Annotated in this window: 16 protein-coding genes; 9 read left to right on the top strand and 7 right to left on the bottom strand. The window is 70.9% G+C overall.

Translation table 11 applies throughout. The annotated features are described in order from the left end of the window. Positions 1–8: 8 nt before the first annotated feature. The 3 genes from ACFTZC_RS10055 to ACFTZC_RS10045 all read left to right on the top strand — a co-directional run bounded on the left by ACFTZC_RS10055 (position 9) and on the right by ACFTZC_RS10045 (position 2,278). The gene (locus tag ACFTZC_RS10055; protein ID WP_382888296.1) at positions 9–1,004 is read left to right on the top strand and encodes an Acg family FMN-binding oxidoreductase; all 996 of its coding nucleotides are present in this window, start codon (positions 9–11) and stop codon (positions 1,002–1,004) included. 43 nt (positions 1,005–1,047) lie between these two features. Beyond that, positions 1,048–1,923 (top strand): universal stress protein, encoded by an 876-nt coding sequence (locus tag ACFTZC_RS10050; protein ID WP_382888295.1) that lies wholly within the window; start codon positions 1,048–1,050, stop codon positions 1,921–1,923. Between the two features lie 73 nt (positions 1,924–1,996). Then, a complete protein-coding gene (locus tag ACFTZC_RS10045; RefSeq protein WP_382888294.1) occupies positions 1,997–2,278 on the top strand; it encodes a DUF1876 domain-containing protein in 282 nt (93 codons plus the stop codon). Positions 2,279–2,372: 94 nt separating this feature from the next. On the opposite strand, the gene ACFTZC_RS10040 is transcribed toward ACFTZC_RS10045, so the two are convergent. Both ACFTZC_RS10040 and ACFTZC_RS10035 read right to left on the bottom strand, forming a co-directional pair. Further along, positions 2,373–3,269 (bottom strand): universal stress protein, encoded by an 897-nt coding sequence (locus tag ACFTZC_RS10040; RefSeq protein ID WP_382888293.1) that lies wholly within the window; start codon positions 3,267–3,269, stop codon positions 2,373–2,375. A gap of 180 nt (positions 3,270–3,449) precedes the next feature. Further along, a complete protein-coding gene (locus ACFTZC_RS10035; protein WP_382888292.1) occupies positions 3,450–4,922 on the bottom strand; it encodes an AAA family ATPase in 1,473 nt (490 codons plus the stop codon). A 297-nt stretch (positions 4,923–5,219) separates the two neighbouring features. Between ACFTZC_RS10035 and ACFTZC_RS10030 the strand changes: the two genes are divergently transcribed. Continuing rightward, a complete protein-coding gene (locus ACFTZC_RS10030; RefSeq protein WP_382888291.1) occupies positions 5,220–5,918 on the top strand; it encodes a helix-turn-helix domain-containing protein in 699 nt (232 codons plus the stop codon). Between the two features lie 222 nt (positions 5,919–6,140). Here ACFTZC_RS10030 and ACFTZC_RS10025 read toward each other — a convergent pair whose 3' ends face one another. Next, the gene (locus ACFTZC_RS10025) at positions 6,141–6,722 is read right to left on the bottom strand and encodes a TetR/AcrR family transcriptional regulator (RefSeq protein WP_382888290.1); all 582 of its coding nucleotides are present in this window, start codon (positions 6,720–6,722) and stop codon (positions 6,141–6,143) included. Positions 6,723–6,772: 50 nt separating this feature from the next. Between ACFTZC_RS10025 and ACFTZC_RS10020 the strand changes: the two genes are divergently transcribed. Beyond that, on the top strand, positions 6,773–7,729 hold the full coding sequence (locus ACFTZC_RS10020; RefSeq protein ID WP_382888289.1) for a quinone oxidoreductase family protein: 957 nt from the start codon (positions 6,773–6,775) through the stop codon (positions 7,727–7,729). A gap of 40 nt (positions 7,730–7,769) precedes the next feature. On the opposite strand, the gene ACFTZC_RS10015 is transcribed toward ACFTZC_RS10020, so the two are convergent. Then, on the bottom strand, positions 7,770–8,357 hold the full coding sequence (locus ACFTZC_RS10015) for an HD domain-containing protein (protein WP_382888288.1): 588 nt from the start codon (positions 8,355–8,357) through the stop codon (positions 7,770–7,772). Between the two features lie 247 nt (positions 8,358–8,604). On the opposite strand from ACFTZC_RS10015, the gene ACFTZC_RS10010 reads away from it, so the two are divergent. After that, the gene (locus tag ACFTZC_RS10010; RefSeq protein WP_382888287.1) at positions 8,605–9,234 is read left to right on the top strand and encodes an NAD(P)-dependent oxidoreductase; all 630 of its coding nucleotides are present in this window, start codon (positions 8,605–8,607) and stop codon (positions 9,232–9,234) included. A 7-nt stretch (positions 9,235–9,241) separates the two neighbouring features. On the opposite strand, the gene ACFTZC_RS10005 is transcribed toward ACFTZC_RS10010, so the two are convergent. After that, positions 9,242–10,822 carry an FAD-dependent oxidoreductase gene (locus ACFTZC_RS10005; protein WP_382888286.1) on the bottom strand — a complete coding sequence of 527 codons (1,581 nt, stop codon included), beginning with the start codon at positions 10,820–10,822 and terminating at the stop codon, positions 9,242–9,244. Positions 10,823–11,477: 655 nt separating this feature from the next. On the opposite strand from ACFTZC_RS10005, the gene ACFTZC_RS10000 reads away from it, so the two are divergent. Then, a complete protein-coding gene (locus ACFTZC_RS10000; protein ID WP_382888285.1) occupies positions 11,478–12,455 on the top strand; it encodes a GlxA family transcriptional regulator in 978 nt (325 codons plus the stop codon). A gap of 31 nt (positions 12,456–12,486) precedes the next feature. Here the strand turns inward: ACFTZC_RS10000 and ACFTZC_RS09995 are convergent, their stop codons facing one another. Both ACFTZC_RS09995 and ACFTZC_RS09990 read right to left on the bottom strand, forming a co-directional pair. Then, positions 12,487–13,332, bottom strand: coding sequence for an alpha/beta hydrolase (locus ACFTZC_RS09995; RefSeq protein WP_382888284.1), 846 nt, complete (start codon positions 13,330–13,332; stop codon positions 12,487–12,489). Between the two features lie 183 nt (positions 13,333–13,515). Next, positions 13,516–14,661, bottom strand: coding sequence for a DUF5937 family protein (locus ACFTZC_RS09990; RefSeq protein ID WP_382888283.1), 1,146 nt, complete (start codon positions 14,659–14,661; stop codon positions 13,516–13,518). Between the two features lie 296 nt (positions 14,662–14,957). Here ACFTZC_RS09990 and ACFTZC_RS09985 point away from each other — a divergent pair, with 296 nt between their 5' ends. Both ACFTZC_RS09985 and ACFTZC_RS09980 read left to right on the top strand, forming a co-directional pair. Beyond that, positions 14,958–15,971, top strand: coding sequence for a Bug family tripartite tricarboxylate transporter substrate binding protein (locus tag ACFTZC_RS09985; protein ID WP_382888282.1), 1,014 nt, complete (start codon positions 14,958–14,960; stop codon positions 15,969–15,971). After that, a complete protein-coding gene (locus ACFTZC_RS09980; protein ID WP_382888281.1) occupies positions 15,968–16,507 on the top strand; it encodes a tripartite tricarboxylate transporter TctB family protein in 540 nt (179 codons plus the stop codon). The genes ACFTZC_RS09985 and ACFTZC_RS09980 overlap by 4 nt, the downstream gene beginning before the upstream one ends.

Genomic DNA, 16,507 nt, shown 5'->3' with positions numbered 1-16,507 from the left:
AGGACCTGGTGTCCGTACACACTCCGGGCAAGGTGGCCGTGAGCCACCTCGTCCGTGACGCGACCGCCGCACCGTCCATGCACAACGCGCAGCCCTGGCGGTTCCACTACGCCCGCGGCAGCCGGACCTTCAGCCTCTACGCGGACCTGACCCGCGCCCTTCCGCACGCCGATCCCACCACCCGCGGGCTGCACATCGGCTGTGGTGCGGCCCTGTTCAACCTGCGGGTCGCCGCCGTCCACGCCCGTCTGCGGCCGGTCACCCGGCTGCTTCCCGACCCCGCGGTCCCCGGGCTGCTGGCGACCGTACGGCTCGACGACCCCGGCGGCGCCGACGGCGCCCGCGACGGGGTCGCCGTGCTCCACCCGGCGATCCACGAGCGTCACACAAGCCGGTATCCCTTCACCGGCCGGCGCGTCCCGGCGGAGGTCCGGCGCGCGCTCACCGAGGCGGCACGCCACGAGGGCGCGGATCTGGTCTTCCCGGCCGGGTCCCAGCTCCGGAGCGTGCTCGACCTGATCCGGGACGCCGAGGGATACGGCCACATGGACGCCTGCCGGGAGGCGGAGACCGAACGGTGGACGCGGGACACCACCACGGACGCGCCCATGGACGGCATACCGGAGTACGCCTTCGGGCCGCTCAAGCGGGGCGGATCGGCTCCCGTCCGGGACTTCGCCGGCCGCACCCCGGCCCACGGGCGTGGCCTGGCCGACTTCGAGGACCGGCCCCAACTGGCCCTGCTGCGCACCCTGCGGGACGCACCGGCCGACTGGCTGCGCGCGGGGCAGGCGCTGGAACGGGTCCTGCTCATCGCCACGCTCCACGGTCTGAGGAGTTCCTTCGCCACCCAGGCGCTCGAATGGCCCGACCTGCGCTGGGTGCTGCGTGACCCGGACTCGGGGGCGGGACACGTCCAGATGGTGATCAGGCTGGGCTACGGACCGGCGGGACCGAGGACGCCCCGCCGTCCCGTGCGGCACGTACTGGAGATCGAGGACTGACCACCGGTCATCGGACGAACTCGAAGGAAAGGCGGTGGGAGGGATGGAGCTTCCCGTGGTAGTGGGAGTGGACGGATCGGAGGGCAGCCTTCAGGCGGTCGACTGGGCGGCGGCCGAGGCCGAGCGCTCCGGTCAGCCCCTGAGACTCGTGCACGCCTCGCTGTGGGAACACTACGAGGGGATACGGCCGAGGCTCTCGGAGGACCGACCGTCCGAACAGGTATTCGCGGAGAATCTCGTCGCGGCGTCCGAGGAGCGCGCACACCGGCAGGCCCCCGACGTAAAGGTCTCCACCGATGTGCGGCCGGACGATCCCGTGACGGCACTGCTCGACGAGGGGACCGAGGCGGCACTCCTCGTCGTCGGACCACGCGGCCACGGCCCGATCGCGGGCATGCTCCTGGGATCGGTGAGCCTGGCCGTCGCCGCCCGGGCGTCCTGCCCGGTGGTCGTGACCCGCGGCGCCGAACCGAACAGGCGTTCCACCTATGGCCGTGTCGTGCTCGGCGTCGGGGAGACCACCGGGTCCACCGCCGCGGCCCGCTTCGCCCTCCGCCAGGCGCGGGCGAGGAATTGCGAACTGACCGCGGTACGCGTCTGGCGGTGTCCCCCGTACGAGAACATGCCGTACCCGCTGGTCGACGGGGAGCAGACGCGGGCCTACCGGCAGAAGGCCGACGAGTACCTGGACCGGGTACTCGGTGTCACCGTCCGCGATGTCCCGGAGGTCACCGTGCGGCGGAAACTCGTCCAGGGCACGGCGCACCAGGCGCTCATCGAGGAGTCGGAAGGCGCGGACCTGCTGGTCGTCGGAGCACAACGGCGACGAGGCGTCGTCGGGTTGCAGCTCGGCCGGGTCAATCACGCGATGCTGCACCACGCCCCGTGCCCCGTCGCGGTGATCCCGGAAGGGCGCTGAACGGCCGGAGGCGGGGACCGCGCCGAAGAGACCGAGCCCACGGGAAGAACGCGGGCCCACGAAGGGAGCGACCATGAAGGCCAAGCAGTGGAGCGCGCAGATCTACCTCACCGAGGACGGTGACGAGACGCGGGCGCGTGCGGTCCTGGTGACGCAGGACTCCGCACGCACGGACACCTCGCACGTGGTGGGCAGAGGGGTGGCGCGCCGGAATCCGATCGACCGCTCCATCCCCGAGATCGGCGACGAACTGGCGGCGAGCCGCGCGCTGGAGGACCTCGCGGTCCGTCTGCACGATGTCGCGTCCAAGGACATCGTGCAGTTGACCGGGCCCGCCGATCCGTCCCTGTGGTGACGCCATGTGTGGTGACGCCATGTGTGGTGGCGGTATGTGTGGTGCCGTGTGGTGAAGCACCGGACGTCTGTCGGGGGCCGCTGACGCGGCGGCGTCAGACGCGCGGGACCACCGCGACCGGGCAGGGCGCGTGGTGCAGGACCGCGTGCGTGACCCGCCCCAGCGGGGAGCCGATACGGTGTGCGGGCCTGCGGGCGCCCATCACGAGCAGGTCCGCCGCGGCGTCGGCGGCCGCCTCGACCAGGGCTCCGGCGACCGAGGTGGCCCGGACGGTCTCCACCACGACCTCCAGGTTCGGGAACTCCTTCCGGACCGGTTCGACCATGTGCGACGTGGCCTCGCCCTCCGCCTCGGCCATACCGCTGAGATCGTCGACCATCGTCGCCATGGACCCCACGTTCTGGAGGAACAACCAGACGCTGACCACCCGGAGCGAGGCGTGGCGCAGCCGCGCGGTCCGCGCGGCGAACGTCAGGGCGTCCCGGTCGCCGTCGTCCCGGACCGCGACCGTCACGACCCCGCCCGTGCCTTCCGTGACGTGGCGCACCACGATCACCGGGCCTTTCGCCCGCGCGGCGGTCCGCAGTCCGACCGAACCCATGAGCAGGGCGGTGAACCCGCCCAGCCCCCGGGAGCCCACCACCACGGTGCCGTCCTCTCCCGCCGCCTCCAGCAGGCTCTCCGCCGGCTCGTCACGGCTCAGCACGGTGGAGACGGGCACGTCCGCGTACTCACGCGCCACCCGCGCCGCCGCGGTGTCGAGCGCCTCCCGCGCCTTGCCGAGGACGGTGTGGGTGTCGTCGGAGGCCAGGTACCGCGCCTGTCCGACGCCGATCGCGTGAACGATGGTCAGTGGGCCTTTCCGCGAGTCCGCCTCGCCGGCGGCCCAGAGCACCGCCCTGGTGGCAGGGTCGGATCCGTCGGTGCCGGCCACCACCGGCCCGAGTACTCGCGTACCGAACATGCTGTTGTCGCTTGTGCTGCCGTCCATGGCCGACCTCCTCCTGGTCCGATGCGCTTGCGATGCCCGCCGAGGAGTACGAGGAGCGGTCTCGTCTCCCGTGGCCCTTCCCACGCTGTCAAGGCGGGTGCGGACGCGGCGAGGGCCGACGGGGGTGCTTCGGGGGCCGAAGGGGCCCAGAAGCCGTGACGGGGCCGGGACGGGGACCGCTCAGTCGGGCGCCATGTACGGCCGCCGGAAGACGCTCGTCCGCTCGGCGCCGTCGGGCCGTACCGCCGCGACCGCCCGCCCGACCGCGGCGTCCAGGCGCCCGCTGGTGTCCAGCGTGACGGCCTCCGGCCACGGTTCCGCCGCCGCCTCCATGGCCTCGCCCACATCGGGGCCGGCGTCGGACGGGCCCGGCGGGCGGGCCGCGAGCCGGTGCGCGGCGACCTCACGCGGGACCTCGCAGCGCAGCGGGACAAGATCGGCACCGTGGCGCCGGGCCGCCTCGGCCGCGGCCCTCCGCCACTCCCCCGCGTTCCAGGTCGCGTCGAGCACCACGGACTCCCCGGCGGACAGCAGTGCCGAGGCACGGTCGATCAGCTCGCCGTAGGTGCGCCGCGTCCACTCAGGGGTGTAGACGCCCCTCTCGTACTCGGCGGGCGCGGGCCGCTCGGGCGGGAGGCCCGCCAGTTCCTTGCGCAGCCGGTCGCTGCTCAGGAGGGTGAGGCCGAGCCTGTCGGCGAGCGCGCCGGCCAGGGTCGACTTGCCGCTGGCGGGCAGCCCGCCGACCAGGACGAGCCGTACCGCCGAGGTCCGCAGGTGGCGCACCGTGATGTCGGCGAACCGTTCCGCCTCCGACCGTGCGGTGGGCACGCCCTGCACGTCTCTGAACAGGGAGACCTTGGCGCGGACGAAGGCGCGGTAGGCGACGTAATGGTGGCGCAGGGAGGGTGGCGCGTGGTCACCCGAGTACTCGCTGTACCGGGCGAGGAAGTACGCGGCGGCCTGGGGCGCCCCCAGCCGTTCCAGGTCCATGGTGAGGAAGGCGGCGTCGTCGAGACCGTCGACGTAGCGCAGGGTGTCGTCGAACTCCAGGCAGTCCAGGACACGGGGACCGTCGTCGAGACAGAAGATGTCCTCGGCCTGCAGATCGCCGTGGCCGTCGACCACCCGCTCCTCACGGACACGCGTGTCGAAGACGTCCTTCCGGCCGGCCAGATAGCGGCGGACGAGATGCGCTATCTCACCGATGTGCGGCAGGGGAGGCCGCCCGTCCAGGGCATGGATCTGTTCGAAGCTCGCCTCCCAGCGGGCGAGCAGGGCATCCCGGGTTCCCTCGTGGGAGATCACGGCGCTCCGCGGGGAATCGGCGTGGCATGCCGCGAGCACCCGGGCGGTCCGCCGCAGCGCGTCATCGACCGGGGCGCCGACGGCCACCAGGTGCGCGAGTCCGCGCTCGGGCGGCATCCTGCGCATCACCACCACCGGCTCTGGCGGGCCGCCCCACGGCAGGCTGACCTCGGCGACTCCGTCGTACACGTCGGGGGCGAAGCGCCGGTTGAGCGTGACCTCCCGCTCACACGCCGCGCGCCGGGCACGGGGGCTGCGGAAATCGAGGAAGCCGAGGTCGACGGGTTTCTTCACCTTGTAGGCGTGGTGTCCGACGAACACCACGACCGCGGTGTGCGTCTCGGCCACCGCGGCGGCCCTCGAGATGTCCGCGCCGCTCGGCCTTTCTCCGGAATTCGATGACATCACCGGCTCCTCCGTGCAGCGACCGGCCCCACGCCGAGGCCGGGGTCCCAGCATCTTCATGGTGCGCGGCCACCGCCCCGGTCGCGTAGGGCCGAGTAGTCCTTCCACGGACCCGTGGGGCCGGTCAGCCCTTTCGGGGAACCGTCCGGCCCACGCGCCGGACCCGGCCCGGCGCACAGTGTGGCAGGGAGGAGTGACCGGAGGGGGCTCGTTCCCGAACCCGAAGGATGTGCGTTCACCATGCCGGATCACGGGCGAGGGGAATCGCGCGGGCGCACCGTCCACGCACCCCGCAGCGACCTGGGCAGGCGTGTCACGGCCCGCCGGGAACAGCTGGGACTGAGCCGGGAGGAGGTGGCCGCGCGAGCGGGATCCGTTCCCGGCTACATCGAGTTCGTCGAGGAACGGCAGTCGACCCCGGGCATCGGATTCCTGCTGCGGCTCGCCGACGCCCTGGAGACAACGGTCGACACACTGACCGGATGCACGACGGAACTGCCTCCGGGCACAGGGTCGGCCGCCTACCATCCGTCGCTGACGACTCTCAGCACCGAGGAATGCCGTGAGCTGCTGTCCACCCACGGGGTCGGCAGAGTGGCGGTCTCCACGTGGGACGGCCCGGCCGTCGTTCCCGTCAACTACGTCGTCGTCGGCGACGATGTCGCGTACCGCACCGCTCCTGGAACAGCGGCGGCCGAGGCCGTCGGCCAGGAGGTGGCCTTCGAAGCCGATCACATCGACGACGCGATGAGCAGGGGCTGGAGCGTCAACGTCGTCGGGACCGCGCGGGCCGTCACCGGCGACAACGACGTGCGGCGTCTGGACCGGCACGCACGCACCACGCCGTGGGCGGGCGGCGAGCGCCGGCTGTGGGTGTCGATCGCCCCCACCCGCACGACGGGGCGCCGTATCGACATCCTGCCCCCGGCGGGCGGTTGACCCCGACGGGACGTGCCCGGGCGCTCCGGACTCCACCGGTACCAGTCGGGCCGAAGCGCCCGAGAACGGCCCTTCCGGGGCGAGGGCCTGTCCGGCCACCGTCTCCCATGGCCCGGAAGAAACGAGGAGAGGGCTCTGGGGCAGCACGGGAGGACTCATGTCCTGTCGGCTCACTTCCTGGTCCGGCCGTCAGGGGGATGTGAGTGCGAGCGCGGCGGGCGTTCACAGCAGCAGGTGGTCGAGACAGAGGTTCAGCCCGGCCTCCAGGTGTTCCGCGGAGCCGGTGGAGAGCAGGACGGTGACACCGCCCTGGACCGTGGCGATCACCGCCGCGGCCGTACGCTCGGCGTCGAGGGCCGGGTCGGCCTCGCCGCTCGCCTGCGTGGCCTCGATACCGGCCCGGACACACTCCTGCCACCGTCGCACCAGGTGTGCCGACACGGCCTGCGCGGCCGGGCTGTACCGGCCCACGTCGGCGATCAGCACGCCGAGCGGGCAGTGCAGCCCCTGGTCGCGGTAGCGCTCGACGATGAGGTCGCGCCATGCCTCCCAGGCCGCGCGCGAGGTGAGTTCGCTCAGGTACGGCTGCTGGTCGTCGAAGACCCGCTCGGCTTCGAGTTCGGCGACCGCGAGCAGGAGCTGTTCCCGGCCTTCCGGGAAGTAGTGGAACATCTGCCCCTTGCCGGTGCCGCTGCGTCGGCCCACGTCGTCGAGCGTGGTGGCGTTCGTGCCGCGTTCCCGGATCTCGGCCGCGGCGGCTTCGACGATGCGCAGGCGGGTCGCGGTGCCTTTCCTCGTGGTCACCGCCCGAAGTGTACTTGCAGGTACATTTTTTGGAACCTACCTTCGGCCGCATGAAAGCGATAGTCGTCAACGAAGCAGGGGGACCGGAAGTGCTGCGGCTGCGCGAGCGGCCGGCACCTCGTCCGGGCCCGGGAGAAGTCCTGGTGGACGTCCGCGTGGCGGGGGTGAACTTCTTCGACACCGCCGTCCGCAGAGGTGCCATGGCCGAGGTGCCGGGCGCGGAAGGCGTCGGCGTGGTGGCGGGGACGGGCGAGGGCGTACACGGGTTCACCCCGGGTGACCGTGTCGCGTGGCTGACCGTCAACAGCCACGGAAGTTACGCCGAGCAGCTCGTGCTCCCGGCGGGCGTTGTCGTCCCGGTGCCCGACGCCGTCGACGACGAGACGGCCGCCGCCCTGCTCCTGCAAGGCCTGACCGCCCACCACTTCGCCACCGTGTCCCACCCGGTACAACCGGGGGACGTCGCGCTCGTGCACGCCGCCGCCGGCGGGGTGGGGATGCTGCTCACCCAGATCGTCAAGGCCCGTGGCGGCACCGTGATCGGCCTGGTGTCACGACCGGAGAAGGCGAGGTACGCCACCGACGCGGGCGCCGACCACGTCCTGGTCTCCTCCGGTGGGGCGTTCGTCGAGCCGGTGCGCGAACTGACCGGCGGCGAGGGGGTGCACGTGGTCTTCGACGGTGCGGGCGCGACCACGTTCGCCGCTTCGCTCCAGGTGCTGCGCACGCACGGCACGATGGTGTTCTACGGGCCGTTGATCGGTGACGTACCGACCATCGCCGTGAACGACATCCCCCGCAGCACCCGCCTCACCTACCCCGTGACCGGGGACCATGTCCGTACCCCCGAGGAACTCGCGGCGCGCGCGGCCGAGTTGTTCGCGCTCGTCGAAAGGGGCGAGCTGGTCGTCCGGATCGGCGGCCGCTACCCGCTGGCCGAGGCGGCAAGGGCCCACGCGGACATCGAGTCGCGTACGACCACCGGGAAACTGCTGCTCATCCCGTGACGGCCGTGCGGGTGATCGCGAGGCGCCCGAGCACCGGAGGTCACTCGCCGGCCCGGCTCCGGCGCAGCAGATCGGCCGCGATCGAGTACGGCGGTGCCGCGGCCCGGGAGCGGGCGGCATGCGCGACGATCGCGTCCTGGACGAAGTGGTCGTCGGCGGGCCGGGGGTAGGTGGCGTAGACCGGCCGGAGCACCGCGGCGTCGAGGTCGGTGAAGTGGCCGGCGTCGATGAAGACACCCTTGTGGGTCAGGTAGGTGAGCAGTCCGCGCCGGTCGGCGATGCCCAGGGACGAGTGCAGGGCGATCGCTTCCCACACCCGGTCTACGTCCGCCGCCGCCACGCCGTGCTCGGTCAGCACGGTTGCCGCCAGATCGGCGCCTTCCACTTCGAACCGGGCCCGGCCGGCCGCGAGGGTGCCCAGCCCCAGATCGTGCATGACGCAGGCGGCGAAGAGCAGGTCCTCGTTGTAGGCCGCGTCGCGCAGACAGCCTTCCCGCTCGGCCAGCAGACGGGCGAACAGGAAGCTGCGGATGCTGTGGTCGGCGATCGGTGTGCTCTCCGACTTCTGTACGAGGGCGAGGCTCGCGTCGGCCAGCGGCCCCGTGGGCAGGGCGAATATGTCGTTCATGCCCCGACCGTACGAGGGCGGTGCATGCGCGAGAAGAGGCCCGGGTGCCGTGCATCGCCAGGATCGGGCCAGGCCGTCGACGCACTCCGCCGGTGTGAGGGAGGGTGCGCCGGCGGCTTGGGCCGGCGGCTTCAGTGGGCGGGCCGGGCCGGGCGGTACCGGCCGCGGAAGGCGGCCGGTGTGGTGCCGGTGCGCTGGGAGAAGTGCTTGTCACCACGCCGAGACCTCACCGTACCTGGGCGGAACCTTGCGCGGCGGCACCATCGGCTCCGCCGTCGTCCGCGAGGCCCTCGACCGTGGCCACACCGTCACCGCCGTCGTCCGCGACCGCGCCAAGGTCACCGAGCGCCACGCGAACCTGACCGTCACCACCGGCGACGTCCTCGACGGCCGGTCGGTCGCCGCTGCCGCCGAGGGCCAGGACGTCGTCGTCAGCGCGGTCGGCGGCAGTGACGGCCCCGGCCACCTCGCCACCATCAAGCCTGCCGCCGTCGCCCTCACCGAAGGACTGCGGCCCCTCGGCGCGCAGGCACCCCGCCTGATCACCGTCGGCGGCGCCGGCTCTCTGCGCACCCCCGACGGCAAGCAGGTGTGGGACGCCCCGGACCTGCCCGACTTCCTGCTGCAGATCATGCACGCCCACGGCGACGCCCTCGACCACTACCGGACCGTCACCGACGTCGACTGGACCAGCATCAGCCCCGCGGCCATGATCGAGCCCGGCACGCGCACCGGCGTCTACCGCACCGCCCTGGACGACCTCGTCACCGACGACGACGGCAACAGCACCATCTCCGTGGAGGACTACGCGGTCGCCCTCCTCGACGAGATCGAGCAGCCGCGCCACCGCCGGCAGCGCTTCGCCGTCGGCTACTGACCGGACGCTACAACCGCGCACCGACCACCTGATGGACCGAGGATATGGCGCTCGCCCCTTCCCCGACCGCGGCGGCGACGCGCTTGGTGGACCCGTACCGCACGTCCCCGACCGCGAAGACGCCCGGCATGCTCGTCTCGAACGGGAGGGGATCGCGCCCGAGAATCTTCCACTGCGGCCCCAGATCCTCGTCAGGGATGTGGATTCCGGTGTATATGAACCCTTTCCCGTCGGTTGAACAACAGCCGTTCAGCCAGCCGGAAGCCGGGTACGCACCGATAAAACAGAACAGTCCGCAGCACGGCACAACGGCTTCCTCGTGATGCGAGGAGTTCGCCAGCCGTACCGCTTCGAGGGAAGTCCCACCCCGAAGCTCGGTGACTTCTGTCGACGTATGCACGGAGATCCGAGGGTGGACGGAAATTCTGTTCACCAGATAGGAGGACATCCGAGCGGAAAGATCTTCCGCACGGACCACCAGATGCACCATGCACCCTCGGCCGGCCAGGAAAACAGCCGCCTGGCCGGCCGAGTTGGCGCCGCCCACGACGGCCACTTCCTTGCGGGCGCACGAGCGCGCCTCCATCTCTGTCGCCGCGTAGTAGATGCCAGCGTGCTCGAACTCCTTCCACCGGTCGATGGGGAGCGACCTGTACCGCGCCCCCGTGGCGACAATGGCGGCCCTGGTGGGAATCTCCGTACCGTCGGAGAGGAGAACGGCCAGCCGATCGGCACCCGTGCCGAGAGCTACGACCGTGCTGGGACTGTAGATGTTGGCGCCGAATTTGAGCACCTGCACCGATGCGAGCCGGGTCAGCTCCGCCCCGCTGAGTCCGTGGGGAAATCCGAGGTAGTTCTCGATGCGTGAGCTGGCCGCCGCCTGTCCGCCGGGGCCGACCGCGTCCAGCATGACGGTCGCGAGCCCCTCGGAGGAACCGTTGACGGTGGCCGCCAGCCCCGCGGGACCACCTCCGACGACCACGAGATCCACATCCGCGCTCCGCCCCTTGCGATAGGAGAGGCCAAGGCTTCTGGCCAGTTGGGCCGGAGTGGCCTTCAGCAATTTCTCGCCGGGCAGCAGCACGGCCGGCAGGTCGTCGACGGAGAGCGCCGACACATCCATCAGAAATTTCGCTTCGGGAGTGTCGATGTCCAGCCAGGAGTGAGGGAGTTCGAGGCGTGCGGCATACGTGCGCAGCGACATCGACTCCGCGGAGAAGGAGCTTCCGATAATTTCGATGGTCTGGGCTGCCGCGTATTTCAGGATGTGACGCCGAGCCCTGAAGGCTGCCAATATGATGTCCGCGATGTCCGCCTCGGTCGCCATGAGGCGGCGAAAATTCTCTGTGGAGAGCCGGTAGATCCGACTGTTCCGAACGGCCCGCGCGGACAGATAAACGGTCTGCCCCGTCAGCAGACCGAGTTCACCCAGGAACGCACCCGGGCCGAAGGTCGCGATCACCTCTTCGGGCGCGTCGGCGGTCGCCTCGCGCACCACCTCCACCTCGCCGTCGGCGATGACGACAAGATCGTACGTCTCGTCGCCGATGCGGTGTATCACTTGACCGACGGTGACGTCTTCGACCACTCCGAGATCGAACAAATAATCCAGCTGTCGCCGACTGAGGGTCGGGTATGCCAGGTCCTCGGAGATTCCGGGACCTGTTTCCGCACTGCTCATCGTGTCCCCCGGTAACCATCCGGTTCGGGAACCCGGTCGCGTACCCCACGTACCAGACTATGTCCCGAGGCCCTGGCTCGCCCCTCCGAGCAGCCCGCGATCACCTTCGCCTGGTCGCTCTCCTCGATGGGGGCGTGGCGTCCGGCGGAGAACGGCAGGCGCAGTTCGCCGGTGCCGTCGGCCCAGGTGTCGATCAGCCAATATGTGCTTCGGGGTGCCCGGGCTGTTGCTGATCAGGCTCACGTCGTAGGTGAGCGACTTTTCGAAGTCGGCGATGGAGATGCCGTCCCATGCTTGACTCCGATTCTCGCGGAACAGTCCGGGCTTTTCGTGCGGAAACCGGAAGCCCGGGGCGTTCGGCAGTGTCCCGGGCCGGAAGTCCGGGACCGGTCAGTACCGCGGCGGCGAGATCGGCGCCTTCCATCTCGAACCGGAGCCGGCCGGGTGCGTCCGGGCCTGTTCCCAGGTCGTGCATCAGGGTTTGGCCATGGCTCGACGCCATGAGTGCGGCTCTCCCACCAAAAGTGGCACGGATGCCATCCAGCGCTACGATCGTGCCACTATGACCAACAGGACGAACAAACACCCCGTCGCGGTGCTCGTACTGCCCGGTGCGCTCCCGCTCGAATTCGGTACCGCGACGCAGATCTTCGCGATGGACCCCCACTACGACCTGACCGTGTGCGGTACCACCGACACCGGCCTGGTACCCGGGTACGGCTTCGCGATCACCGTCGCGGCCGGTCTCGAAGCACTGGACGACGCCCGTACCGTGATCATTCCGGGGTACGACGACATCGACGCGCCCCTGTCGACCGAGCTTCTGGCGGCGCTGCGAGCGGCTCACGCCCGAGGCGCCCGGCTCGTCTCCATCTGCACCGCGGCCTTCGCCCTCGCCGCGGCCGGGCTGCTCGACGGGCGCCCCGCGACCACCCACTGGCGGCACGCCGAGCAGTTGCGTCAGCGCTATCCACACGTCGATGTGCTGCCGAATCAGCTGTACGTCGACGACGGCGACATCCTCACGTCCGCCGGCGTGACCGCGGGAATCGACCTGTGCCTGCACCTGATCCGCACCGACCGCGGCGCCGCGGCGGCGAATACACACGCACGCGATCTCGTCGCGCCGCCACGGCGGCGGGGAGGCCAGGCACAGTTCATCGACCGGTTCCGCCCCGAAGCGAGCGGAGAGGAACTCGCGCCTCTGCGGGAGTGGATGCTCGACAGCCTCGCGGAGCCCCTGACCATCGGCCGCCTGGCGGAACGCGCCAACATGTCACGGCGGACACTGATCCGCCGCTTCCGCGAGGAGACCGGCACCCCGCCCATGACCTGGCTGACCGACGCGCGCATCGACCGGGCACGCGAACTGCTGGAGGCGACCACCGTGCCCATCGAGCAGATCGGCCGCCTGACCGGTCTCGGCGCTCCCGCTTCCCTGCGGGCCACATTCCATCGGCGCCTCGGCGCCTCCCCTCAGGAATACCGGACCCTGTTCCGTCACAAGGACGGGACGAAGGACGAGACGGCGGACGCGTAACCGTCGGAACTGCGGCGCGAGAGGCCCGGCTTCAGGACCCCGACGCCGGTGTACGGGCGGACAGCACACCGGCGGCGAACGCGCGGACCGCGTCCAGTACGCCCATGCCGTGGTGCGCGACGCCCGGCACGATGTCGAGGGTGACGCCGATCCCCAGCGCGGTGTAGTTGTCACGCAGGGCCGTGATCCGCTCGACGCGGGTCCGGCCCACGGCGTCGGCGCCGTCCATCCAGTTGGAGTCGCCCGGGTTGTTGATCTCCCAGGTCTCGGTGTCCTCGGAGCCGACCACCATGTGCACCGGCACCTTGCGGATCTCCTCCAGCCGCACCGGCGTGCCGAAACGCTCCTCGAAGCCCGCCGTGCCCAGCCACCACTCGCGCTCCGGGTCGATCAGGGTGACACGGCCGGGCGCGCCGATCGACACACCGCTGAGCCGCTCGGGATGGAGGTACAGGAAGCGGTGCGCGAACTGTCCGCCGCCGGAGAAGCCGTGCAGTATGAACCGGTCGGTGTCGATCGTGAAGCGCGTCCCCGCCTCCTCGACGATGGCCAGCAACTCCTCGTCGTAGCGGATGCCTTCGTACTCGATGAACTTGAAGTTGTGCAGGTCGTCCGGGTCCCCGATGCCCGCGGGGAACAGCGGGGCGAGCACCACGCAGCCGTGCCGTTCGGAGAAGTCCGCCATCGCGTCCCGGTACTGGACGGCGGTACGGCCGGTGCCGTGCTGCATCACCAGCAGCGGGAGCGGGGTGTCGGTGGTCTCGTGCGCGGAGGGCACGTGCAAGCAGTAGGAGAACCGCTGGTCGTGCTGGGAGGCGAAGACGGTGGTGGAGCCGGTGCGGTAGAACGCCTTGGTGGTCTTGATGCGCGGTGTCACATTTCCTCCTGCGGTGCCCCGCCGCCTGACACGGGGTGGTGTCCGGCCGTCGCCTGACACGGGGTGGTGTCCGCCACGATCACGCCGGAGCGGGCGCCCGCTCAAGGTGATTGCCGCGCGTGCGTCAATGGTGGAGGAGCGCTCGCGTGCCCGGCGGTGCGGTGGGCGTCAGCGGTGCAGGCGTCAGCGGTGCAGGGCGCCGAGCAGGTCGACGCCGAGGGTCCGGACCGCCTCCTCGTCCAGCTGGTAATGCACCCGCGCGCCCTGCCGGTGCGTGTGCACCATGCCGGCCTCCCGGAGCCTGCGCAGGTGCCGGGACATCTGCGGCGGCGTCATGTCGAACTGGTGGGCCAGTTCGGTGGTCGTCACGGACTGCCGCAGGAGGGCGCGGCACAGCCGGACGCGGATGGGATCGTCCAGCGCCCGGACCCTGCGGAGCACCTCGTCCATGCCCGGCGGTTCCCCGTCGCCCTCACCGCGCACCGGGTACTGCACCACCACCGGATATCCGGGGTAGTGCTTGATGGCCAGGTGAGGGTTGGTGTGGAGCGAGGGCACCAGCAGGCACGGCGCGTCCGTCAGGCTCACCCGCGCGTTGTACAGCTTCTCGAAGACGACCCGCGGCGGGTCGTCCTCCAGGCGCGCGGTGGGGAAGTCCGCCAGGATCCGGCCTCCGCGCAGCCGGCGCTCGTGGATGCGTACGCGCACGTCCGACGTGAGCACACCGCGCAGCCGGATCCACTCCGCCTCGAAGAGCTCCTCGGCCGCGGCGGACAGGAAGGCCGTGAGGTCCGCCCGGAACGCGGCGGGGTCGGCGAGCAGCCGCACCCCCAGCGCGAACCGGCGTTCGGACAGCTGCCGCAGCCGGCCGAGGAAGTCCTCCGGGGACCAGGAGCGGCCACGGAGGTGCCGCGCGCTCCCGGAACCGGAACGCGGTCCGGGGCGTGGTCCGAAGTACGGCGCCCGGTCGGGCTCCTCCGGCTGGTGGCTGTTCTTTCCGATCAGTGCCTGCTCGGTCATGGCCGTGAACACTCCTTCGGCCAGCCCGCCGATGTCGGCCAGCTCCTCCTCCAGGGTGCGTTCCGGCCCCGGTGCGAGGGGAAGCAGGTAGCGGGCCCGGAACGCCCCCCACAGCGGTGCCCACTGCGCGGCCCGCGCCAGCAGCCCCTCGTCCGCGCCCTGCCGCACCGCGCCGACCCAGCGCCGGCTGACCGGATGATGCCGGGGTCCGTCCAGCGCGTGCAGGCAGGCGCACAACTCGGCTATCGGGGACAGCCGGGTGCTGATGCGCTCCTCCGGGGAGCTTCCCAGGTCGATCACTACGGGCATGGGTCGACCGTCGGTGATTGACGCCTTCCTGTCAATCGTCTTGTGGTCACGACGCACGGGGCGCAAGCTCCGGACTCATCTCCCCCGCCGCGTCACGTCTCCCCATCGCTTTCCGGCCGCCCGGCCCCACGGTCCCCACGCTCGATTCCGTGATCCTACGATTTCCCCGTCCCGCGCCCGCACTTGAGATCCCCCCAGATCCCGCGACTCCCCTGATCCTGCGATTCCCCTGATCCCGCGACTTCCTGATCCCGCGACTCATCCTCCCCTGCGACTTCCTGCGACGGAGCGTTCCCATGCCCCCTTTCCTCCGGAACGGTCCGCGCGTCGCTCTGACCGTCACCTTGTTGGCCACGGTGAGCAGCGCGTGCACCATCGGCTCCCCCGACGACTCGACCGCGGCCGCCGGCTATCCCTCACGCGGCCTTTCGATCCTCGCCCCCGGCAGTGTCGGCGGCGGCTGGGACGCGCGGGCCCGCGGCATCGGCGCCGCGCTCACCGACTGCGAGATCATCGACAAGGAGGTCACGGTCACCAACAAACCCGGCGCGGGCGGAGCCATCGGACTCGCCCGTATGGTCGGCCGCGGCGGCGATCCCTACCAGCTGATGACCATGGACACGGTCACGATGTCCGGGGGCGCGGTGCAGAACGACTCCCCTGTCCGGCTCTCCTCCCTCACCCCGATCGCCGGGCTGACCATCAGTCCCAGTGCGATCGTGGTGCCGGTGAACTCCCCGTTCCGCGATCTGAAGTCCGTGCTGGCGGCGATGAAGCGGAATCCGAAGGGCATGTCCTGGGTGGGCGGTTCGCTGGGCGGCCCCGATCACATCACGGTAGCCTCGCTCGCCAAGGCCGAGAACATCCCCACCGGCGAGATCACGTACGTACCGACCGGCGGTGGTGGCGAGGTGCTCAACCTGTTGCTCAGCGGGGCCTCCAAGGCCGGCATGTCGACACTGACGGAGATCCGGCCGCAGATCGAGGCCGGCAAGCTCCGGGTCCTCGCGATCAGTGGCAAGGAGTCCCCGAAGGGGATGGACGCCCCCACCCTGACGCAGCTCGGATACGGCGAGGCCAGCGTCGAAAGCATCGGCGGTGTGATGGCCCCGCCCGGACTCAGCGACGACGAACAGCAGGCCGTCGTACGGATGGTGGACCGGATGCGGCGCACGTCGTGCTGGAAGCAGACCTTGGACCAGAACGACTGGAAGGCGGTGTGGCTGCCGGGCGACACGTTCGGGGCCGTCATCGACCGGCAGCAGAAACAGGTCACACAGGTGCTGAAGGAAGTGGGGCTGACCTCATGAGCACACAGCAGGAGGTGTCCCCGGAGACTCCCGAGACCTCCGAGACTCCCGAGGCCCCCGGGACGTTCTGGGGCCCACGCGTCGCGGCGCTGCTCTTCCTCGCGACGGGAGTGATCGTACTGGGCTGGGCGTTCGCCATCCCCGAGCGGGCCACCGACCAGGATGTGGGCCCCCAGGCCTTCCCCCTGCTGGTCGGCGCCGGGCTGTGCGCATCGGCCGTGATCTCCGTGACGCAGGCCTTCCGCGGCGCCGACCGGGAACAGAACGCACAGGCCCACGAGGAGGCCCGGCTCACCGACTGGCGTCCGGTCGCCCTCCTGCTCGCGCTGCTGGTCGGCTACCTCTTCGCGCTCAGCCCCCTCGGCTACTGGCAGTCCACGGCGGTGCTGTTCACCCTGGTCGCCCGCGTCCTGGGCAGCGCCAAGCCGCTGCGCGACGCACTGGCCGGGCTCGTGCTGGCGCTGGCCGTGTACTTCCTCTTCGACCGTCTGCTGGGCATCCATCTGCCGCCCGGCATCATCCGATTGGCGTTCTGA

Source organism: Streptomyces sp. NPDC056987 (assembly GCF_042673865.1).
In the GTDB taxonomy this organism is placed as follows: Bacteria; Actinomycetota; Actinomycetes; order Streptomycetales; family Streptomycetaceae; genus Streptomyces.
Note: the sequence above shows the minus strand (reverse complement) of the source record. Positions and strands in the feature narration are given on the sequence as shown.